Source organism: Mucilaginibacter pineti (assembly GCF_900101875.1).
Taxonomy (GTDB): Bacteria; Bacteroidota; Bacteroidia; order Sphingobacteriales; family Sphingobacteriaceae; genus Mucilaginibacter; species Mucilaginibacter pineti.
In genome coordinates this window covers 77,646-99,754 of the sequence record NZ_FNAI01000016.1, presented here as the reverse complement: position 1 = coordinate 99,754, position 22,109 = coordinate 77,646, and the positions used below count along the sequence as shown (strand labels likewise).

At 41.4% G+C, this 22,109-nt stretch carries 21 protein-coding genes; 16 read left to right on the top strand and 5 right to left on the bottom strand.

All coding sequences use genetic code 11. The features are described 5' to 3' along the window. Nucleotides 1-101 precede the first annotated feature (101 nt). The gene (locus BLS59_RS25910) at nucleotides 102-581 is read right to left on the bottom strand and encodes a MarR family transcriptional regulator (RefSeq protein ID WP_091154765.1); all 480 of its coding nucleotides are present in this window, start codon (nucleotides 579-581) and stop codon (nucleotides 102-104) included. Between the two features lie 12 nt (nucleotides 582-593). Beyond that, complete coding sequence (locus tag BLS59_RS25905) at nucleotides 594-1,091, bottom strand: GNAT family N-acetyltransferase (protein ID WP_091154761.1); 498 nt, start codon at nucleotides 1,089-1,091, stop codon at nucleotides 594-596. 130 nt (nucleotides 1,092-1,221) lie between these two features. Between BLS59_RS25905 and upp the strand changes: the two genes are divergently transcribed. The 16 genes from upp to BLS59_RS25825 all read left to right on the top strand — a co-directional run bounded on the left by upp (nucleotide 1,222) and on the right by BLS59_RS25825 (nucleotide 17,521). Beyond that, on the top strand, nucleotides 1,222-1,866 hold the full coding sequence (upp, locus tag BLS59_RS25900; RefSeq protein WP_091154758.1) for a uracil phosphoribosyltransferase: 645 nt from the start codon (nucleotides 1,222-1,224) through the stop codon (nucleotides 1,864-1,866). A gap of 194 nt (nucleotides 1,867-2,060) precedes the next feature. Then, the gene (locus BLS59_RS25895; protein ID WP_091154755.1) at nucleotides 2,061-2,750 is read left to right on the top strand and encodes a YjjG family noncanonical pyrimidine nucleotidase; all 690 of its coding nucleotides are present in this window, start codon (nucleotides 2,061-2,063) and stop codon (nucleotides 2,748-2,750) included. After that, entirely contained in the window at nucleotides 2,747-3,268 is a 522-nt protein-coding gene (locus BLS59_RS25890; protein WP_091154750.1) for a DinB family protein, read from the top strand. Before BLS59_RS25895 ends, BLS59_RS25890 begins: the two co-directional genes overlap by 4 nt. A gap of 256 nt (nucleotides 3,269-3,524) precedes the next feature. Further along, nucleotides 3,525-4,379, top strand: a complete 855-nt coding sequence (locus BLS59_RS25885) for a UDP-2,3-diacylglucosamine diphosphatase (protein ID WP_091154747.1) — start codon at nucleotides 3,525-3,527, stop codon at nucleotides 4,377-4,379. A 237-nt stretch (nucleotides 4,380-4,616) separates the two neighbouring features. Further along, a complete protein-coding gene (locus BLS59_RS25880) occupies nucleotides 4,617-5,624 on the top strand; it encodes a glycosyltransferase family protein (RefSeq protein WP_091154744.1) in 1,008 nt (335 codons plus the stop codon). 44 nt (nucleotides 5,625-5,668) lie between these two features. Then, on the top strand, nucleotides 5,669-6,655 hold the full coding sequence (locus tag BLS59_RS25875; RefSeq protein WP_091154741.1) for a DUF6427 family protein: 987 nt from the start codon (nucleotides 5,669-5,671) through the stop codon (nucleotides 6,653-6,655). Nucleotides 6,656-6,700: 45 nt separating this feature from the next. Further along, entirely contained in the window at nucleotides 6,701-7,393 is a 693-nt protein-coding gene (gene purQ / locus BLS59_RS25870; RefSeq protein ID WP_091154737.1) for a phosphoribosylformylglycinamidine synthase subunit PurQ, read from the top strand. Continuing rightward, entirely contained in the window at nucleotides 7,393-8,136 is a 744-nt protein-coding gene (locus BLS59_RS25865) for a type III pantothenate kinase (protein ID WP_091154733.1), read from the top strand. The genes purQ and BLS59_RS25865 overlap by 1 nt, the downstream gene beginning before the upstream one ends. A gap of 124 nt (nucleotides 8,137-8,260) precedes the next feature. Further along, nucleotides 8,261-9,451, top strand: a complete 1,191-nt coding sequence (locus BLS59_RS25860) for a BamG family beta-barrel-assembly machinery protein (protein ID WP_143014246.1) — start codon at nucleotides 8,261-8,263, stop codon at nucleotides 9,449-9,451. Between the two features lie 11 nt (nucleotides 9,452-9,462). After that, nucleotides 9,463-10,047, top strand: a complete 585-nt coding sequence (gene lptC / locus BLS59_RS25855; protein WP_091154727.1) for an LPS export ABC transporter periplasmic protein LptC — start codon at nucleotides 9,463-9,465, stop codon at nucleotides 10,045-10,047. Between the two features lie 93 nt (nucleotides 10,048-10,140). After that, the gene (locus BLS59_RS25850; protein WP_091154724.1) at nucleotides 10,141-12,261 is read left to right on the top strand and encodes a peptidylprolyl isomerase; all 2,121 of its coding nucleotides are present in this window, start codon (nucleotides 10,141-10,143) and stop codon (nucleotides 12,259-12,261) included. A 288-nt stretch (nucleotides 12,262-12,549) separates the two neighbouring features. Further along, entirely contained in the window at nucleotides 12,550-13,065 is a 516-nt protein-coding gene (locus BLS59_RS25845; RefSeq protein ID WP_091154720.1) for a DUF2480 family protein, read from the top strand. Between the two features lie 167 nt (nucleotides 13,066-13,232). After that, complete coding sequence (locus tag BLS59_RS25840) at nucleotides 13,233-14,009, top strand: DUF3108 domain-containing protein (protein WP_091154717.1); 777 nt, start codon at nucleotides 13,233-13,235, stop codon at nucleotides 14,007-14,009. A gap of 8 nt (nucleotides 14,010-14,017) precedes the next feature. Then, nucleotides 14,018-14,581, top strand: coding sequence for a DUF3109 family protein (locus BLS59_RS25835; protein ID WP_091154714.1), 564 nt, complete (start codon nucleotides 14,018-14,020; stop codon nucleotides 14,579-14,581). A 195-nt stretch (nucleotides 14,582-14,776) separates the two neighbouring features. Further along, complete coding sequence (gene gmd, locus BLS59_RS25830) at nucleotides 14,777-15,913, top strand: GDP-mannose 4,6-dehydratase (protein ID WP_091154710.1); 1,137 nt, start codon at nucleotides 14,777-14,779, stop codon at nucleotides 15,911-15,913. Nucleotides 15,914-15,931: 18 nt separating this feature from the next. Next, a complete protein-coding gene (locus BLS59_RS25825) occupies nucleotides 15,932-17,521 on the top strand; it encodes a gliding motility protein RemB (protein ID WP_091154704.1) in 1,590 nt (529 codons plus the stop codon). An 11-nt stretch (nucleotides 17,522-17,532) separates the two neighbouring features. Here BLS59_RS25825 and BLS59_RS25820 read toward each other — a convergent pair whose 3' ends face one another. The 3 genes from BLS59_RS25820 to dxs form a co-directional block, all read right to left on the bottom strand. Next, entirely contained in the window at nucleotides 17,533-19,116 is a 1,584-nt protein-coding gene (locus tag BLS59_RS25820; protein WP_091154702.1) for a hypothetical protein, read from the bottom strand. A 4-nt stretch (nucleotides 19,117-19,120) separates the two neighbouring features. Beyond that, nucleotides 19,121-19,987, bottom strand: a complete 867-nt coding sequence (locus tag BLS59_RS25815) for an ABC transporter ATP-binding protein (protein ID WP_091154700.1) — start codon at nucleotides 19,985-19,987, stop codon at nucleotides 19,121-19,123. 108 nt (nucleotides 19,988-20,095) lie between these two features. Further along, on the bottom strand, nucleotides 20,096-22,027 hold the full coding sequence (gene dxs, locus BLS59_RS25810) for a 1-deoxy-D-xylulose-5-phosphate synthase (protein ID WP_091154697.1): 1,932 nt from the start codon (nucleotides 22,025-22,027) through the stop codon (nucleotides 20,096-20,098). Nucleotides 22,028-22,109: the final 82 nt, after the last annotated feature.

Sequence of the window (22,109 nt, the reverse complement as noted above, 5' to 3'; positions counted from 1 at the left end):
TATTATCACCAATATTTTGTTATTAAGATTACAACAAGCCGGGATGTTTTATGTTCGATTCGGGGTTTCGGAAGACAAATTTTATTTACGGATCAACCAATCTACTTAGCAGCCTTCAATCGCTGCGCCCGGGCAAAAAAGCTTTGTTCGCTTATTTGTTCCTCCACTTCAGTAATGGCTTTCATGAGGTTGTTTTGGGTGTCGATAAGTTGGGCAGTGGCGGCCTCTATTATTTTCCAAACGGGTTTCATTTGTTCAACTAAGTCTTGCCCTTTGGTTGTTAATTGAACAAGCCGCTTACGCTCATCGGCCTTATCTTTTTTTGACCGGATAAGTTTTTCTTTCTCCAGCTCCTTGAGCAGGCTGATGGTGGATGGGTGGGTATAGCCAATTTCGTTGGCAATTTCAACCACACTTAAAACAGGTTTAAAGTGCAGGGTATAAATAACCGGGAACCATTTGGGCTCAAAATCAATGTTGTTTGCTTTGTAAATCAATACGCCATCTTTACGAATTGTATCGGCAAGGCGTTGCAGCCTTGTCGATATTGCTAAGATTCCCGATTCGTCAATAACGTTCATTTGGTGCACTGATTAGTTATCCAAATGTAACTCATAAAAAATATTATCGGCACCCATCAGCGGAAATGATTTAGGTAGGTTTGTTTTGGGTAGTTGCGTAAAGTTGTTTTTTTCGTAAAAACGGTGTGCGGCCTTTAGTAAATCAACCGTACCTAAATACACAGCGGTTATTTGGTTTTGTTTGCAATAAGCCAGCAGGTTATCTAACAATAATTGCGCTATCCCCAACTCCTTGCCGCGGTATTCTTTACGCACAAACATTTTACGCAGTGCGCCGGCATTATTGCCAATTGCAATAAGAGCTATGGTGCCAACCAACTCGCCGTTGTGGTAAGCACCCCAGAAATTACCGCCCGTTTGGTGGTAATTGCTTTCAATATCCAGCAGGTCGGGTTGGCCTTCAAGGGTTACGGGTACGTTAAATTCTATCTGTTGTATGGGCAGGATGATATCAATTATCTGTTTGCAATGACTATTATTTAATGTGTTTATAGTTGTTATTGTGTTCATGATGTTTTATTTATGTACAAATCTACGTAGTTAACTACATATAATCAAAGTGAAATTATTAAAAAGATATTTTTGTGACAGAGCAGGAAAATAAAAATGCTGTTGTTGTTTAAAAACGTTAATTTTAAGTATGATTTTCGTCCTTAATAAAACCAACAGCATTGCCAACCAGTTTCTGGCGCAGCTGCGCGATGCCGATATACAGCAGGACAAGGCCCGTTTCAGGAAAAACCAGGAAAAACTTGGCGAAATACTGGCCTATGAGCTAAGCAAAACGCTAAAGTACGAGGCTAAAGAAATTCAAACCCCGCTGGGCACTGCCAATATAAATATACCGGCAGATGAGCCCGTTTTGGGGACTATCCTGCGTGCCGGACTGCCCTTTCACCAGGGCTTTATGAATTATTTTGATCAGTCGGCATCGGCGTTTGTTACCGCATATCGTAAAGTAAAACGTAATGGTAGTTTTATTATCCAGGTTGATCATATCTCGGCCCCAAATCTGGACGATAAGGTGTTTATTTTGTGCGATACCATGCTGGCCACCGGGCAAAGCATAGTAGCAGTCTGTAAGGAACTGATGGCGCAATACAGCATAAAAGAGCTGCACATTGCCGCTGTAATAGCCAGTACCGAAGGTGTAGCCCATGTACGCGCCAACCTGCCCAAGGCAAAACTATGGCTATGCGCTATAGACGACGAGATGACCAGCAAAGCCTACATAGTACCCGGTCTGGGCGATGCAGGCGACCTGGCATTTGGGGATAAGGTTTAGCGTTGGATTTGGGATTTCGGATTGTCCATTTCGGAATTAGTAATTAAGATTTTTTAATTTTGTTTTTTTGTCTGAACTATGATTTATGGGATTAATAGGATTTCCATGATTCGGGTTTGAAAATAAAAATCCTTTAACCCCTTAATCAGGAAAATCGTGGTTCAGACAGGATCCGAAATGAATACAAATCCGAAATGAAAAAGCACATCTTCTTCGATCTTGATCATACCATCTGGGATTTTGATAAAAATGCCGAGGAGGCCCTGCATGAACTTTATCATATCCATAAACTGGATAGTATCGGTTTAACCTCTGCAGATGTGTTCATCGAAACTTATACCCGCAATAATCACCAGCTTTGGGCGCAGTACCATATGGGCGAGATCACCAAAGAGGAGTTGCGTGAGGCGCGTTTCAAAAAAACGTTTGTACAGCTTGGCCTGCACCCCGATGTAATGCCTGATGGTTTTGAGGATGCTTATGTAAAACTTTGTCCTACCAAAACCAATCTTTTTCCGCACGCGCATGAAACGCTGACCTACCTGCAATCAAAATATACACTGCATTTAATTTCCAACGGGTTTAAGGAATCGCAGGCAATAAAAATTGCCGGCACCAACCTGGCCCCGTATTTTCAGCACATTATTATATCCGAAGATGTGGGGGTTAACAAACCCGACCCTGCTATTTTTAAATACGCTGTTGACATCGCACTGACAACGGCTGACGAGAGCCTGATGATTGGTGACAGCCTGGAAGCCGACGTTTACGGTGCAATAAACTTTGGTATGGACGCCATTTTCTTCAATCCCTTTAATGCCCCAAAGCCCGATGATGTGCCAATGCAGATTACTCATTTAAAAGAGCTAACTTTATTATTATGAGTATCGCCAAAGAACGCCAAGCCATTGAAGCAGCTCTTGATAGTTATCGCCAGGAACTGGATACTATTCCTGATGAACTATTTACAGAAACCCCGCCGGGTGGTGGCTGGTCTTTTGCCGAAGTTTACAGTCATATACTTCAAGCAACGCTGGGTTCATCAATAGCCTTAGAAAGGTGTACCCACGGTAGCTGCCCGCCAACAAAAGATGGGCTTACGTGGGAGGGACGGATTTTACTATTGTTTGGTCGCTTTCCGAGGGCAAAAACCCAGGCGCCTGATACGTTGATTGTGAATAAGATAACTAAGGAAGATGCGAAAAATCTTATCATAAAATGCCGCAAACGAATGGAGACAACCGCTCCGCTTATACAGGCGTCATCGGCAGCAAGCAGGTACAAGCATCCGCGTATGGGGATGCTTAATGCAAGGCAGTGGTTCAGGTTCATCCGGATTCATCTGGAGCATCATTTAAAGCAATTAAACCGGATTCAAAATAAATTTAACAGTACGAAGTAACCTTTTACATTTAACGGAGTCATAACAATAAAGTAATGTTAGTTTTCAATCTTTGTAAAGATCATTTAAAATGAATTTTGAATATACATATCTGGTTGTCATTAGTTTGCTGCTTTTAGTAGGCGCATTCTATCTCAGCCCTTATGAATTAAATGTTAATGAAGACGAAGACGACGAGTAATCGTTTGTTAAGTAATCCAACACAAAGCACTCGCCGGCAAAACATGCCGGGTAAAAAACTAACCCCCAAACTTTAATGGCAAAACGTGAAGTAGATATCGTAGTAATATCTGATGTGCACCTTGGTACCTATGGTTGTCACGCAAAAGAATTGCTTAAATATTTAAAAAGCATAAAGCCCAAAATGCTCATCCTCAACGGCGATATTATTGATATATGGCAGTTTAGCAAATCGTATTGGCCAGAGGCACACATGAAAGTGGTGCGCCGCATCCTTAAATTTGTAACCGAAGGCATCCCAGTGTATTACTTAACCGGTAACCACGATGAAATGCTGCGCAAATTTGCTGATTTTGACCTTGGTTCCTTCAAACTCCTCAATAAAGTAGTTTTAAATATAGATGGCAAAAAAGCCTGGATTTTTCATGGCGACGTGTTTGACGTAACCATGCAGCACTCCAAATGGCTGGCGAAATTGGGAGCCGTTGGGTATGATACATTGATCCTCATTAATAGCTTTACTAACTGGTTTTTAACAGCTTTCGGAAGGCAAAAAATGAGCTTTTCGCAAAAGATAAAGGCTAAGTTTAAAGAGGCGGTGAAATTCATAAATCAGTTTGAGCAAACAGCCGCCGATCTGGCTGTTGATAAAAATTATCAATATGTTATTTGCGGGCATATCCACCATGCCGAGATCAGAGAGATAACCGATACAGAGCAAACCGGCTCGGTGTTGTACCTGAATTCTGGCGATTGGGTAGAAAGCCTTACCGCATTGGAGTACCACAATAAAAACTGGACGATATTTAAATATAACGCCAACGACTTCAATACTGATGCCGACGAAGACGATAAAACCGATGCCGAAGACCTCGACGCAAAAATGGATGTGAAAAGTTTACTGGACAGATTTAAGCAGGAAGCGGAATAGGTTTATTTAAATCCGGGTCCCGGTAAAAAAATCGCTTATTGTCATTGCGGGGAACGAAGCAATCTCATCATGTAGATTGACATTGCAAGGTTTATTACCTGTCAGGCTACACCAGCAATGACACGAAGATTTAATGTTTCATTAAGTCAATCTCATCTTTGATAAAACATGCTCAACTATTGTTTTCTTTACCCTCAAAACATTTCTTTTACTAAATTGCCCCAATTATAACTACCAATGAAAATATTGTTCGCCATACAGGGAACCGGTAACGGGCACATTAGCCGGGCCCGAGAAATTGTGCCGTTGTTGCAGCAATATGGCGAGGTTGATCTTTTAGTAAGCGGTACCGAGGCCGAGGTTTCATTGGCGCAACCCCTTAAATATAAATTCCATGGCGTAAGCTTTGTATTTGGCACCAACGGCGGCGTTGATAACTGGGCCACCTGGAAAATAATGAACCTGCGCCAGTTTTGGCGCGATATGCACAGCCTGCCCTTAAAGCAGTACGATTTAATTATTAATGATTTTGAACCAGTAAGTGCCTGGGCATGCAAACTGCAAAAGGTGCAGGCGGTATCATTAAGTCACCAATGTTCTTTTGTATCGCCAAATTCACCTCGGCCATCAAAAAAAGATCCTTTTGCGCAATGGCTGTTAAAGAATTATTCGCCTACCACGCATCACGTTGGCTTCCATTTTGAGCGTTACGATACTTTTATAAATACCCCGGTTATCCGCAGCGAAATAAGGCAGATGGAAACATCAAACCAGGGGCATTACAGCGTTTACCTACCAGCTTATGATGATAAAACGTTGCTGAAACACCTTAGTAAGGCTACTGATGTTAAATGGCAGATCTTTTCAAAACGCCAAAAAACACCTTATCAGTCAGGCAATGTGGAGATTTTTCCGGTAAATAACGAGGCCTTTAATAAAAGCCTGGCCAATTGCGAAGGGCTGCTTACCGGCGGCGGTTTTGAAGGCCCTGCCGAAGCCCTCTTCCTGAAAAAGAAGGTGATGATGATACCGATGAAAGGGCAATACGAGCAGCAATGTAATGCATTATCGGCCTCAAAATTGGGTGTGCCCGTGGTTTCCGAAATAAACGACAAGTTTGGTGCGCATCTGGATAACTGGATTCGTGATGATAAAAGAATTATAGTCGATTTTCCTGATGAAACGGCGCAGATAGTTGATAATTTGGTAAAGCGATATGCAAAACCACAAAGCATTGTTTCATAATAGGTTTTTGTGCTAATTTTACCCCGCGCAAAACACCGCCTTGTATGATCAATATTTTCCGATCGTTTAATCCTTTGAATGTTATATGGCTGGTGGTAGTGCTATTTCTTTCGCGCCTGGGCTATTTATTTCATGTACCCGATAAGCTGGAATTTGTTTTTGTGGAACCCTTTGCCCGGCTGCTGGTGCCGGTAGCTTATGAGTACGCATTTTCGCCGGTATTAAATGTACTGATAGCCGGGGTGCTGGTTTTTATACAGGCCTTACTGCTTAACTACTTAATAAACTTTTATAATTTGCTGGGCAAGCCTACGTTTTTGCCCGCGTTAATGTATGTAACGCTATCAGGGTTATTCGCGCCGTTTTTAATGCTCAGCGCGCCGCTCATCTGCAATTTTCTGGTGATATGGATGCTGTTTAAGCTGTTTAATTTATACAAGGGTGATGATGCCAAATCAACCTCCTATGATCTGGGGATGATAGTGGCGCTCGGCTCACTTATTTATTTCCCTTTTATCTATTTGTTTTTAGCCATCTGGATAGCGCTGGTACTCTTTAAACCCTTCAACTGGCGCGAGTGGCTGGCTGGCGTATTAGGTTATGGTACCATTTTCTTCTTTCTGGCCGTGTTTTATTACCTTAATGATAGATTGGGGAAATTCTCTAATATATTCCTGCCGCTTGGTACAAAATTTCCAGATCACATCAGTATCAACGTTAAAAGTTACCTACTGCTGATACCTGTTATTTTGATATTGGTGCTCTGTTTTTTCAAATTACAGCAAAACTTCTTCAAAAGTTACGTGCAGATCAGAAAATCTTTTCAGTTGTTATTTTTCATTTTTTTAATAGCCGCCTTTTCATTTTATGTGAACTCCGCATTCCATTTAAATCACTTTATATTGTGTATTGTGCCCGCAGCGGTGTTTTTTGCCTATTATTTTTTATATGCCAGCAAAAAATGGTTCTATGAAAGTTTGTATTTATTGCTGCTAATCAGCCTTATCTGCTTTCAGTTTAACAATTTTTAACTTTTACATTCGTTCAAATTTCAGCGGTTATATTAGTTTTGTACCATGAAGTTTGGAGTAGTTATATTTCCCGGGTCTAATTGTGATGAAGATATCATATATGTATTAGAAAAAATAATGGGTCAGCAGGTAGTTAGGTTATGGCATAAAGACCATGATCTGCAAGGTGTTGACTTTGTTGTTTTACCAGGCGGTTTTTCTTTTGGCGATTATCTTCGCTCAGGTGCCATTTCCCGTTTCAGCCCAATTATGCAGGAGGTTATCCAATTTGCTGCAAAAGGCGGTTATGTTATGGGTATCTGTAACGGTTTTCAGATACTGGCCGAAGCAGGTTTGGTTGATGGTGCATTACTGCACAACGAAAGCCGCAAGTTCATTTGCCGCAACATCTACTTAAAACCGCAAACAACCCAATCATTACTTACGGCCCAATTAGATCAGCAGCAGGCTTTACGTATCCCTATAGCTCATGGCGAGGGTAAGTTTTTTGCCGATGCCGATGTAATTAAAAGGCTTAATGATAATGACCAGGTAATTTTCAGGTATTGCGATGAAGCAGGTAACATTACCAATGATGCAAACCCTAACGGATCGTTAGAGAACATTGCGGGCGTTTGTAATGCGGGCCGTAACGTGTTTGGCTTAATGCCACACCCTGAGCGTGCTGCCGATAGCTTGCTGGCTAATGAAGATGGACTGGCTATTTTTGAATCTATATTATCAATTGCTAGGGCCTGATGACCAATCTGGTTATCGATATTGGTAACACGTTAACAAAAATTGCGGTTTTTAAACACGATGAATTGCTTGCAGTTGAGCAGTTTGAAGCTGTTGAAAACAATACGCTGGATAGTTTTTTGAATGATTACAAAGTAGGTAGGGCAATTATATCATCGGTTAAAAAAGCCGTTGAGCCCTGGCAAACTGATCTGGCAACAAAACTTCAGTTAACGTATTTCAATACAACAATAACCGGTGGCATAATAAACCATTACTTAACCCCAGAAACACTTGGCCCCGATCGTTTGGCTGCTGTAATAGGTGCAAAGGATTGTTATACGGGCCAAAATAACCTGGTAATTAGCGGTGGTACCTGCATTACGTATGATTATGTTGATGCCGGCGGAAATTATTTTGGTGGCAGTATATCGCCGGGTTTAAATATGCGTTATAAGGCAGTAAATTATTATACAGCGGGTTTACCGCTTATTACTGCCGACGACAATTTTATCGGCGGGCACGGAAATAACACAGAAACCGCCATACGCTCGGGCGTGCAGAATGGCATAAAATACGAGTTAACAGGGTTTATTGAAAGCTATAAAAAGCTTAACCCACAACTAAATATTATACTGAGCGGGGGCGACAGTATTTTTTTTGATAAGCTATTAAAAAATAGCACCTTTGCCCCCTATATAAAAATTGAACCTTATTTGGTTTTAAAAGGATTAAACGCAGCTATACAAAAGCATAATGATTAAATATACCAGGTTTTTTTTAACACTTTTATTTGCTGTTAGTGCATTTGCAGCATATTCACAATCAACAGCAACTTCAAGTTCACCATATTCAAGGTACGGTTTGGGTATAACAGCCCCACAACTGATGCCACAAAATCTGGGTATGGGTGGTATAGCGGTTGCAACAAACCAAATAGGTTTATTTAGCAATATCAACGTTATAAACCCTGCATCATACGGTGCTATCAGGCTTACTACTTTTGATGTTGGTTTGTATAGTAACATTTCTACCCTTAGCCAAACCGGTTCAGCCAGTCAAAGTAACAGCAACTTCAGGCTTAGTCACCTGGCTTTCGCGGTACCGGTTTCAAAAAAATCGGCCCTTAGCTTTGGTTTGTTGCCATACAGCGAGCGTGGTTACAACTACAAACAGTCAATCAATAAATTTGGCGGCAACGCATCGCCGGCAGATACCAATGTTACCAACTATACTTACAGCGGCGATGGCGGTTTATCAAAAGCATATTTAGGTTATGGTTTTGGTATAGGTAAAAACTTGTTAATTGGAGCCAACGTATCATACATATTTGGTAACCTGAAAGATATCAGCACAACAGAAATTCCTGGCCTATACGGTACTATAAATTCACGCATTGAAGAAAGTACCTCAATAGGCGGTTTAAATTATGATTACGGTGTTCAATATGCTATCCCGGTTACCGATACCAAACGTATTACTTTGGGATATTCAGGTTCTATAGGATCAAAAATTGGTTCGCAGAGCAGCTTTATAGTAAGCCAGTATTTAAATGATGCCAATGGCAACCAGCAGGTGGCTATTGATAGTGTTATCAACAAAACTGACCCTAAAGGAAAATTAGTACTGCCGCACATGAACCGTTTTGGTATATCATTCCAAAGTGATGGCAAGTTCCTGGTAGGTGCCGATTACAGCATGGGTAAATGGTCTGATCTGAGCATTTCTGGGGTTAACCAGGGTCTGCAGGATAGCCGTACCATAAACGTGGGTGGTTCATATACACCAAACATAAATACCATACGTAACTACCTTGCTACGGTTGATTACCGCCTGGGTGCTATATATGATGAAACTTACATGAACATTAATAACACCAAAGTGAAAAGAATTGCTGCTACTGTAGGTTTAGGTTTGCCATTAAGACCAGGCAATACCAGCATCTACAAGATCAACATCTCTGCCGAAGTTGGTAAAAGAGGATCGTTAGTTAATGGCTTGGTAAAGGAAAACTACATTAACCTGCACCTTGGCTTTACACTTAACGACAAGTGGTTTACAAGATATAAATTTGACTAACCATATCTGCTATGCATAAGGGGTTGAAACATATTACGGGCTTGCGCCTGCTGTTACTGCCCATTCTTGTGCTTTTCATAACCTCTTGTGAAAACGACCTGAATAAGGTTAAACAGATCGCTTCTAACGAAAAAGCAATTGTTGTTGACGAAACCAAAGGCGTCGACCTTATTATGAGCGATTCGGCGAAAGTTGAAATGCACCTTACCGCTCCATTATCATTAGATTACGAAGCAAAACCACCCTATACCGTAATGCCAAAAGGCGTTAAAGTGGTGCTTTATGATAAAAAAACCCAATTGGAACAGGGTACCATTACTGCAGATACCGGCATACGCCATGGCGATGGCAAAATAATAGAGTTTCGTAAAAACGTGGTAGCTGTTAACGCCCAAGGTGATACCTTTAGATCCGACGAACTTTTTTGGGATCAGGGGACAAAAAAAATCTACTCGCATAAATCTGTATCTTTTGTGATGAGCGATGGCAGCGTGACGAACGGTGATGATTTTGAAAGCGATGATAACTTTTTACATCAAAACATGACGCACACGAGAGGGGTGTATCATGTAGATGAAAAAACCGCCACGCAATAGTAAATTTTTACAGGAAAATTTTGTGTTATAGAATTTTACTAAAAATTGTATCTTGCGCCCTCTTTTAAAAGAATATAAAAATTATAGAAGTATATGGGTTTAATGGGTTTCTTGCGCGAAAGAATGGGGAAAATTCTCGCATTCTTTATTGGTTTCGCGCTGCTTGCGTTTATTGTGAGCGAAGTTGTAAGATCAGGTGGTTCGTTTTTCAGGGACGATAACAGCCAACTTGCCGTTGTAAATGGCGAAAAGGTTCCTCTTGACGAGTTTAATAAAAAACTTGAGCAAAACACTAATCAGTTTAAACAACAGTCTGGTCAGGCTATCTCTCCGCAGATAACCAACTACATTCAGGAAACTACCTGGAACCAAACGTTGAGCACCCTGTTGCTGAAAAAAGAGATCGAAAAGTTAGGAATAATTGTTGGCGGCGACGAAGCATCGGCAATGGTTAGCGGTAACAACCCCGATCCTCAAATTGCCCGTCAGTTTACTGACCCGCAAACCGGTCAGTTTGATAAAGCTAAACTTAACCAGTATTTAAGCTATCTAAACTCGGCTCAGGCCCCGGCCGATGCTAAACAGCAATGGGCAGATTTTTTAATTCAATTAATCGAGGCTAAAAAAGCTACAAAATACATGGCACTTGTTACCAATGGCCTGTATGTAAACGCGCTGGAAGCTAAAGATGATTACGAAGCGAAAAACAAACTGGTTGCATTTAAATATGCCATGCTTGATTACGCATCTATCCCTGATGCAAAAGTTACTTTAAGTGATGACGATTTTAACACTTATTACAACGAGCATAAAGGCGAATTTAAAAATCAGCAGGAATTAAGATCATTTGAATATGTGAGCTTTAACGCTGCACCATCAAAAGAAGATACTGCAGCTATAAAAACAGATATTGATAAAGTAACCGAAAAATTTAAAGAGAGCACTAATGATTCGCTTTTTGTTCAGATAAACTCTGAAACAAAAACACCGCTTGCTTTCCAGAAAAAAGGAGCGCTTGAACCAAGACTTGATTCGGCCATGTTTAATGCCGCTAAAGGTTTCATTTATGGTCCATACATTTCAGGTGGCAGCTACAAGGTTGCTAAGCTTGCGGATGTAAAAAGCACTTTTGATTCGGTTAAAACAAAACATATCTTGTTTAACCCTGCAACAGAAGGTGGCGTTGAAAAGGCAATTGCAAAAGCCGATTCAGTTAAAAAGCTGATACAAGGCGGTAAATCATTTGCTGAGATGGCCTTAATGTATTCAACAGATAAAGGCAGCGCATCTAAAGGTGGTGAGATACCTCCATTTGATGTTAACGGTTTAATGGCCGGTGGCCAGGGCCAGATTGCTGCTGAATATACCAATGCATCTTATAAAGCGGCTAAAGGCGAGCTTATTGTGGTAACCTCACAATTTGGTGTTCACCTTATCCAGGTTGAAGATCAGAAAGGATCTGTAAAGGTTGTTAAAGTTGCCGTTGTTGATAAACCGATAACTGCCAGCAGCAAAACGCAAACTATTGCGTACAGCAAAGCGCAGGCATTTTTAGGTAATTTAACAAAAGATAACTTTGATGCCGAAGTTAAAAAAGAAGGGTTAACAAAACGTACTGCTGATGATGTTACCGGTACTGCATCTGGTTTGCCAGGTTTAGATAATGCGCGTGACGTTGTAAGATGGGCATACAAAGCAGAAAAAGGTGATCTTACCGATAAAGTATTTACCGTAGGTGATCAGTTCATCATTACCCGTTTAAGTGCTATCAAGCCAAAAGGTACCTTATCGCTTGAAGCCGTTAAAACTCAAATTACCCCGGCTGTACGTAACGATGTTAAAGCTAAACAGCTTGCCGCAAAATTTGCTGGTGCTTCAACTATAGATCAGGCTGCTCAAAAGGCAGGTGCTAAAGTTGTTCCCGTTCAAAATATTGTTTTTGCAAACCCTATGATTCCAGGTTTATCTGCAGAGTACAAAGTTGTAGGTTCTATATTTGGTTCACAGCCTAATAAGCTTTCAAAACCAATAAACGGAGCGCAAGGTGTTTATGTATTTGTTGTTGATGGTTTCACAAACCCGGCACCGCTTGCAAATGCTACAAAACAAAAACAACAAATTGCCCAGGTATTGCTACAACGTTCAGAAGGACAGGTACTGGATGCCTTGAAAGATAATGCCAATGTAAAAGATAACAGAGCAAAACTGTTATAAGCAAATTTTAAAGTAATTTTACATCCGGGAGCAGTTTAAAACCTGTTCCCGGATTTTTTTTTGCTTTGAAATTGAGGTTTAAGTAAGGCCTTATGTCATCCTGAGCGTAGCGAAGGATCTATCAGGCGATAAATGAAGCGGATTAGCAGATTCTTCGTTCCTCAGAATGACAAGCATTGAGGGTTGGGAGTTTAACCTTTAAGGTTTTTGTTTTAGAATTTCATTTTAGAGTTTAGAATTTCACATTTAGGATTTAGAATTTCGTGTTTAGAATTTGATTTTACAAAGATGGATATACAGGAAAATATAGTGAATAAAGTGGCCCAAAGTGGTCTGGTTACGTTAGATCCTGCTGCCTTTTATCCGGTGGGCGAACGTGTTATCTATGATATAAAAGATAACCTGTTTCATGGCCTTATGCTGCGCGAAAAGGATTTCAGGGAGTTTATAAAAGAACACGATTGGACGCAATACGAAGGTAAAAACGTAGGCATCACCTGCAGCGCCGACGCTATTGTACCTGCGTGGGCCTACATGCTGCTGGCCAACCGCATGGCGCCATACGCCCGCGAAGTTGTTTTCGGTAATAGCGACGTTTTGGAAACTGTACTGTTTGAAAAGGAAATTGCCAAAGCCAACCTGGAGCAATATGCCGGGCAGCGTATTGTACTAAAAGGCTGCGGCGATATTGATGTACCTACTTCGGCTTATGTTGAGCTCACAAAAAAATTAACCCCCATTGTAAAAAGCCTTATGTTTGGCGAGCCATGTTCAACGGTGCCAATTTATAAGCGTAAAGATTAAGGCTTGCTTTTTGCTAATGAATCTGCCGCGATGATAATTTGCATGCCGGTACAATAAAAGTGGATTTAAACCATTTATAGTAGCAACCGTCATACATGTACGCCGCAACTGAAACTTAATGTAATTTGTTGAGGCAGATTTATTACAAAGAAAAGCAAACCCTGTTAATGCACAGATATCTTTTTTATACGCTAATCCTTATTTTATATTGTAGTGCCGCTTTCTCGCAGGAGCTAACCAAAATAAGCGAACCCGTTTTTAAGGCGGGCGAAAAGCTGAGCTATAAAATGAAATATGGTTTTTTTACCGCCGCCGAAGCCAATATACGTGTTGAGGCCAGCGACAAGAAATTCGATGTTCCCGCTCTTCACCTGATAGCCGAGGGGAATACCGCCGGCTCGTTTGATCTGTTTTATAAGGTGCGTAACAAGTACGAGTCATACGTTGATCAAACCACGCTTGAACCTCTTTTTTATACTGAAAACAGGCGCGAAGGTAAATGGAAGCATAGCGATAATGTAACCTTCGATCAAAAGGACAAAAAAGTAACCGCCAATAAAGGCACATTCGCGTTTACCGGAAAAACGTTCGATTTTGTATCGGCCTATTATTTTGCCCGTACTATTGATGTGTCAAAGCTTAAAGTTGGACAAACTTTCGATCTTCAATATTTCCTGGAAGATGGCTTTCATAAAATGAGTATCACCTATTCTGGCACCGAAACCATTAAGTGCGATATGGGTAAATTCAACTGTTTGAAATTTAACCCTACAATTATCCCCGGTCGAATTTTCAGAAAGGATAGTAAGTTGTACCTTTGGATCACCAATGATGGCAACCGCATTCCCGTAAGGGCACATGTGGAAGTTATATTAGGTAGTATAACAATGGAGCTAAAATCGGCAAGCGGACTTAAATATCCGTTAAACCCTATAAGTAATTAAGAAAAAATATGATCGAGGTTGGTAATGTTTTGGTTCATGAAGATATAGTAAAAGAGAATTTTGTATGTAACCTTAACAAGTGCAAAGGGGCCTGCTGCCTTGAAGGCGATTCTGGTGCACCCCTTAATGCCGACGAACTGGATATCCTGAATGAAATATATCCAAAAGTAAAACCATACCTTACCGAAAAAGGTATCAAGACCATTGAACGGGTTGGTACTTATGTGAAAGATTTTGAAGGTGATTTTACTACTCCATGCGTTGACGTAAATAAAGAGTGCGCATATGTGATCTGGGAAAACGGTATCACTAAATGCGGTATCGAAAAAGCGTACGAAGAAGGCGCAATAAGCTGGAAAAAACCCATCTCTTGCCATCTGTATCCCATCCGCATTACCACTTACCCCGAGTTTGATGTGTTAAATTACGATCGTTGGAGTATTTGTAGCCCGGCTTGTACCTTTGGCGATGAATTAAAAGTACGTGTTCACGAATTTTTGAAAGGCCCGCTGATCCGTAAATACGGAGCCGAATGGTATGAAGAACTGGAGAACCAGGTAGCGGGAAGTTAAGGAGGATAAACTCTATATATCAAATTCTAAATTCTAAACTCTAAAGTTGAAATTCTAAATCCTAAAATTGGGTTTTAAATCCGAATCCGAACATTCGAATTCCCAAATCGGGATTAACATAAGTTATCCGTCATGCAGTTTTTACAATTAATTTGGATAATATTGTAATACATACGCATTTGCGCGGTATCATTAATGAAAATAGCTTTAATAACAGGTATTACTGGTCAGGATGGTGCATATTTAGCCGAGTTTTTACTGAAAAAAGGCTATGAGGTGCATGGTGTTAAAAGGCGTTCTTCATTATTTAATACCGAACGTATTGATCACCTGTACCATGATCCGCATGAGCCCAATGTAAAGTTTACCCTGCATTACGGCGATCTTACCGATTCCACCAATCTTATTAGACTTATACAAGAAGTTCAGCCCGACGAAATTTATAACCTGGCTGCCCAAAGTCATGTAAAGGTTAGCTTTGATACGCCGGAATATACCGCCAATGCAGATGGCATCGGGACGCTGCGCATCCTCGAAGCTATCAGGTTATTGGGGCTCACAAAAAAAACACGCATTTACCAGGCATCCACTTCAGAGCTTTATGGCTTGGTGCAGGCAGTACCACAAAGTGAAACCACACCCTTCTATCCGCGCTCGCCGTATGCGGTAGCTAAAATGTATGGTTACTGGATAATTGTAAACTACCGCGAAGCTTACGGTATGTATGCATGCAACGGTATTTTATTTAACCATGAAAGCCCCATCCGCGGCGAAACCTTTGTTACCCGTAAGATAACCCGTGCTGCATCAAAAATAGCTTTAGGCTTACAGGATTGCCTGTATGTAGGTAACCTATCGGCTCAGCGCGACTGGGGCCACGCCAAGGATTATATTGAAGCTATGTGGCTGATGCTGCAACAGGATAAGCCCGAAGATTTTGTGATAGCCACAGGCGTAACAACCACTGTGCGTGATTTTATAAAAATGGCCTTTAATGAACTGGGTATCGAGGTGGAGTTTAGCGGCAAAGATCAATATGAACGTGGTGTTATTATAGATATCGACGAACAAAAAGCTATTGAAGTTGGTTTAAACATAGATAATTTACGCTTTGGCCAAACCGTGGTTAAGGTTGATGCTAAATATTTCAGACCTACTGAGGTTGATCTTTTGGTAGGCGACGCCACCAAAGCCTTTGAAAAGCTGGGCTGGAAACCTAAATATGACCTGCAAGCTTTAGTTACCGATATGATGGCATCAGATCTGCACCTGATTAAAAAAGACGAATACTTAAAAAAAGGCGGTTTTAAAACGCTCAATTATTTTGAATAAACAATAATTTAATACTACATGAAGAAAATATTTACCTGCATTATTTTATTGTTTTTAACTGGCGCTGTCGTAAAGGCACAGTCTGTTTATCAACCGTACTCTTATCAGTTTTATCAAAAACTTAATGAGGATGTTTACTCAACCAAAACACGGGTACACAGTTCTCTGAAACCGATGTTTGCAGACGATTCGCTGTTGCGCTCGCATTATGATTCTATAATGAACATTAGCGGCCTTAGCGGTAAGTTTTTTAACGAACACCAAATAGATGTAAAGAATGCCAATTCAACTTTTTATGCCGATCTGCTGCCCGATTTTAATGTAAGCCGCGATTTTTCGGGTAAAAAGAATACCAATTTCGGTTCGCTTGGTTTGCAAATAGGGGGTACCGTTGGCAGTAAATTTTACTACAATGTAAGCGCATACGAAAACAGGGCAGTATTGCCAGATTATCTGGCTACCTATACCAACCAAACAGGTATTGCACGTGGGCAAGCATACGCAAGCATTTATGGTAACGAGTATCGTTGGTCGTACATTACGGCTTTATTATCTTACACGCCCAATAAATACCTGAACATTAGCGGTGGTAATGATAAAACCTTTATAGGTGATGGCTATCGGTCAGAATTATTGTCAGATTATGCATCGCCCTATCCTTTCATAAAACTAACCGCTACATTAGGTAATGTAAAATACATGGCCATGTGGGCATATTTTAATGATCCCAGGTCTACTCCAATAGCAGGCGATGGTCAGCGGAAGAAATTTGGGGTGTTCCATTACCTCGATTGGAATGTGAGCAACCGTTTATCTTTCGGTTTCTTTGATGCCATAGTATGGGGTGCAAAAGATGATGCCGGCCACCAGCGCGGGTTTGATTTTACCTACATAAACCCGGTTATATTCTTGAGGCCGGTAGAAGCATCCAACGGCTCGCCGGATAATGCCTTGATTGGCCTTACAGGTAAATACAAAATTACCGACGGTATTACCATTTACGGTCAGTTTGCGTTGGATGAATTTGAAGCCAAAAACTTTTTTTCCAGCAATGGAAGCTCGCGTAATAAATATGGCTGGCAGTTGGGTTTCAGAGGGGCAAACCTGTTCAATATAAAAGGCTTGAATTATTTGGTTGAAAGTAATAGTGTAAAACCTTACACCTATTCTGAACGTGCATCTGTAATTAACTACTCTGAAAATGGCGAGCCGCTGGCACACCCATGGGGCGCAAACTTCCGCGAGGTGGTTGGTTTGCTTAATTACTCGTACAAACGTTTTGATTTTTCTTTCGAAGCCGATTATGGGCACTACGGCTTGGACATAAACGGACTTAACTACGGTAAAGATCTGTTTCAGGGATATATTGACCCTGCAAGGCAAACAGGCAATTACACAGGCCAGGGTTTAACTACCAATATGGTATATGCCGAAGGTAAAGTAGCTTATTTGCTAAATCCGAAATATAACCTGCGTTTAGAACTTGGCGGCATAATCCGCAGAGATAAAAACGACCAGTTTAACGATAAAACCGGTATACTAACCTTTGGCATCCGCAGTTCGTTCCGCAGTATGTATAATGATCTGGTGAGCTATAAAAATCACTAAATAAACAATCGCTATAAATGCCTCGACCTGTATTGGCGAACTGTAAGGCTAACCAGCAATAAAAATATATTGATCACCAACACAATAGCCATATAACCAATATGGCTATTGTGTTTTATAGCGCCCAGGTAATCAACCATTGGTGCTTTTTCAATAAGCGCATAGGTTATTAAAAATAGCAGGATCTCGTAAAGCTTTTTACCCTGACTTAATATGCCAAGGCAAACTGCGAACAGAACGATAAACACCGCGCCGCCAAGAATATCGATAATGGCATTACCGTTTGAAGCAATAAGATAACGGGCAATCAATGGCGATGCCAGTGCTATAGCCAATACAACCCCTGCCAGTATCTGAGCGGGCAGCATACGCTGCAAGGGTTTGTAAGATGCATAAGTAAAATAGTGCAGCCGGTAGGTTTCCTCCTTGGTTGCCAACTCCGACAAGCGCGTTACCTGCAGAAACCATAATATGGGCAGGATGTAGGCATGTGCTATATCTAAAGGAACAAAGAATATACTTACCCATATACTACCTAAAAAAAGCCAGGTCCATTTTGATCCTTTTCTGAGCAAGAGTAATAATTCGGTTTTTATGAATGGGAGGATGCCATAGTCTGTAACTACCGGAGGTAGTAATGCCCTGTTGAAACCTGCAAGTGCGGGTAAAGGGGAATCTGCTATTTGCTCGTTTTTTAATTTCTTTATTTTTTTGCCCGGGCTCTGCCTAAAATCGAAGCGGTGGAAAAAGAAGGAGGACAGGTAAACCAGTGCCAAAGGAAATGTTAACCAGAACAGGCGGCTTATCAAAAACAGACCGGTTATAGTTATGCCATTCCATTCAAAAAGTTTAACGTCGGTGTGTTTGGTGTTAAATATAAAACCCATGCTAACGCCTTTACTTAATGTGGTATGGTACTGTTTATTTATCTTATTTTCAATACTGCCGGTCATGGTTTTAATACCAAAGGAATCCATAAAAATAATGGCTGAGCTGCTCTTGGTATTGGTTACGTTTGACATGATTATGCCAAAAAGGAAAATGAACGCGATGTACTGCCACATGGCCCCTTTTTTTAAAAATACCTCTGCAACCACCGCAAGCGCAGAGATGAAAAATAAGGCAGGTACAACAAATAACAGGTACGGGATTAAAAAAGTGCTGATAAGGAACGGATAGCCGGTAGTCCGCAAGAAAAACAACACAATGCTCACCAAAAAGGTTACTCCTGCAATGGTAAGCAATACCATAAAATTACTGAGCATTTTGCTAAGCAGGTAGCCGAAATTAGTGATAGGAGTGGTAGCTATGATCAGCCCCACTTCTGTATCTATATCTTTTTTAATACCGCCGTTCACCAGGAAAAAGCCATACATGGAAAGCATAATGGCGGTCATCATTCCCGACACATAACCCACCCATGCCGAGTTATAAATGCCTTTATAACCAACAATGGTTAATGTGGTGTAGGAGGCTGTTGGCGGCGGTACAAAGGAATAGGCCGCATACATGGTAATAGCAAGCGTAATAAGAAAACTGTAGCTGCGCGTACGTTGTTGGTAATCGGCCTTTATAATGCTGTAAATGTATTTCACGGGCTTAGGCGTTATTGTGTGTCAAAAACAAATAAGCATCCTCTAAGCCGGCGTTTACAGGCGCTGCGCCCATTTCGGGCTGGTTGGTGATGTAGCGTACCCGTGTTTTATCTTTTTGCCGGCTGGTATTGATGATTAAATGCTTTGCTTTTATCTGTGCAACTTCATCTGTACTGGCTAATGTTTCAACCACTTTTCCTTCTACGTGATTAATGATATCAGCCTGGATGCCTTTAGTTAACAATATTCCGTTTTTCATAATGGCCACCTCATCGGCAATGGTTTCAATATCTGATACAATGTGCGACGACAGGATGATAATACAATCATCCGCCATATCAGAGATCAGCTGCCTGAACCGTACCCGTTCTTCCGGGTCGAGGCCAACGGTGGGTTCGTCAAAAATTAAAACTTTGGGGTCGTTAAGTAAAGCCTGCGCAATGCCTATGCGTTGTTTCATCCCTCCCGAGTAGGTGCCTATCGGTCGTTTGGCATCTGCAATTAAATTAACGCCCTCCAGCAGCATATCTATCCGTTTGCGCAAGCCATTGCCGCCAACGCCTTTCATTGCCGCTATGTACTCCAGAAACTCGTATGCGTTAAGATTGGGGTATACACCAAAGTCTTGAGGTAGATAACCCAGCACCTTGCGGATATGATCCGGGTTGGTAACAATGTCCTCACCATCTAAAAACAAAGTGCCTTTTGTGGGCTTGCTGATGGTAGCAATAATTTTCATCAGCGTTGATTTACCCGCACCATTTGGTCCTAATAAACCTAAAATTCCTTTCTCAATGGTGATCGAATAATCGCTAAGACCGGTTTTATGCTGATTATACTGTTTGGTAAGGTTTTTTATGACTAAGGACATGGGGATTTTATATATGCACGTATGACACCGGATTACAGCGTAAGTTACACCTCGTTTAAACAAAAAGAGCGGCTAATTGCCGCTCCCGATTATCTTAATTGTTATTATTTACGATGCTATTGTATGGGCGTTTTTTTTAGCGCCTAAGTTTTTAACCTGTTGGGCAATACCTTTGGCATCAAAACCACATTCGGCCCATAGCTCGGGCTGTTCGCCGTGTTCAATGATGCGATCTGGGATGCCTAAGCGTTTTACCTGGGTGTTCTGGTAGCCATTATCGGCCATAAATTCTAATATCGCGCTGCCCATGCCGCCTTCAAGGCAACCGTCTTCTACAGTTATTACTTTATCAAATTTCTTGAATACTTCATGCAGCAAAGCCTCATCAAGCGGTTTCACAAAACGCAGGTCATAATGAGCAGGGTAATAACCCTCATTATTCAAATCGGCAGTGGCTTTTACAACTTCGTTACCTATGGCGCCGATAGATAAAATGGCGACATCTTCGCCATCGCATACTTTGCGGCCTTTACCAACTGGTATTGCTTTAAAAGGGCGTTGCCAATCAACCATAACTCCGTTACCGCGCGGATAACGGATCACAAACGGGCCCATATTGTCTTGCTGGGCGGTATACATGAGGTTACGTAGTTCCTCTTCGTTCATGGGGGCAGATACCGTCATGTTGGGTATGCAACGCATGAAAGCAAGGTCATAAGCGCCGTGATGGGTAGGCCCGTCGGCACCGGCAAAACCTGCTCGGTCCAAACAAAATATTACGTTAAGCTTTTGAATAGCAACGTCATGGATCACCTGATCATACGCGCGCTGCATAAAGCTGGAGTAGATATTACAAAAAGGGATCAGTCCTTGAGTAGCCAAACCGGCAGAGAATGTTACCGCGTGCTGTTCGGCAATACCCACATCAAAAGCACGCGTTGGCATAGCTTTCATCATGAGGTTAAGCGAGCAGCCCGATGGCATAGCCGGAGTGATACCCATTATTTTAGGGTTAGCCTCGGCCAGTTCAATTATAGATAAGCCAAATACATCCTGGTATTTAGGCGGTTGTGGCTTATCGTACTTGGTTTTTTTAATTTCGCCGGTAATTTTATCAAACAGGCCTGGCGCATGCCATTTGGTTTGGTCTTTTTCGGCCAGGGCATAGCCTTTACCTTTTGTGGTAACGCAATGCAATAGTTTGGGTCCGGGGATATCCCGAAGGTCTTTCAGTACTTTAACCAGGTGATTTACATCGTGTCCGTCAATCGGGCCAAAGTATCTGAATTTTAGGGCTTCGAAAAAGTTACTGCGTTTAAGCAGGGTCCCTTTAACGCTTTTCTCTAATTTTTGGGCAATTTTGAAAGCATCAGGTCCTATGGCCGATAGCTTTGCCAGCACATGGGCAATATCGTCTCTGAAACGGTTATACGGTTTTGAGGTAGTGATATCTGTAAGATATTCCTTTAATGCACCCACATTGGGGTCAATAGACATGTTATTGTCGTTCAGGATCACTAACAGGTTTGAATTTTCAATACCGGCATGGTTAAGCGCCTCGAAAGCCATACCGGCAGTCATGGCACCATCGCCAATAACGGCTACGTGCTGCCTGTCGGTTTCGCCTTTATATTGCGAAGCTACCGCCATGCCCAGCGCAACGGATATAGAGGTAGAAGAATGACCTACACCGAAGGTATCGTATTCACTTTCTGACCGTTTTGGAAAACCGCTGATGCCTTTATAAATCCGGTTGGTATGAAATGCCTCGCGGCGGCCGGTAAGTATTTTATGACCGTAAGCCTGGTGGCCAACGTCCCAAACCAATTGATCGTATGGGGTATTTAAAACATATTGCAGGGCAACAGTTAATTCAACAACACCCAGGCTGGCGGCAAAGTGGCCGCCATTTACTGATACCACATCAATTATATACTGGCGTAGCTCCTGGCAAACTTTCTCCAGTTGATCTTCATTAAGTTGCTTTAAATCAGATGGGTAGTTTATTGTTTGTAGTAAATCTCCGGCCGGTACCTGCATTGACATTTGTAAAGGTATTTAACTTACAAAGTAAACTATTTATTTATAAATACTTGACACGAAAATGTATTAAAAATAGAAT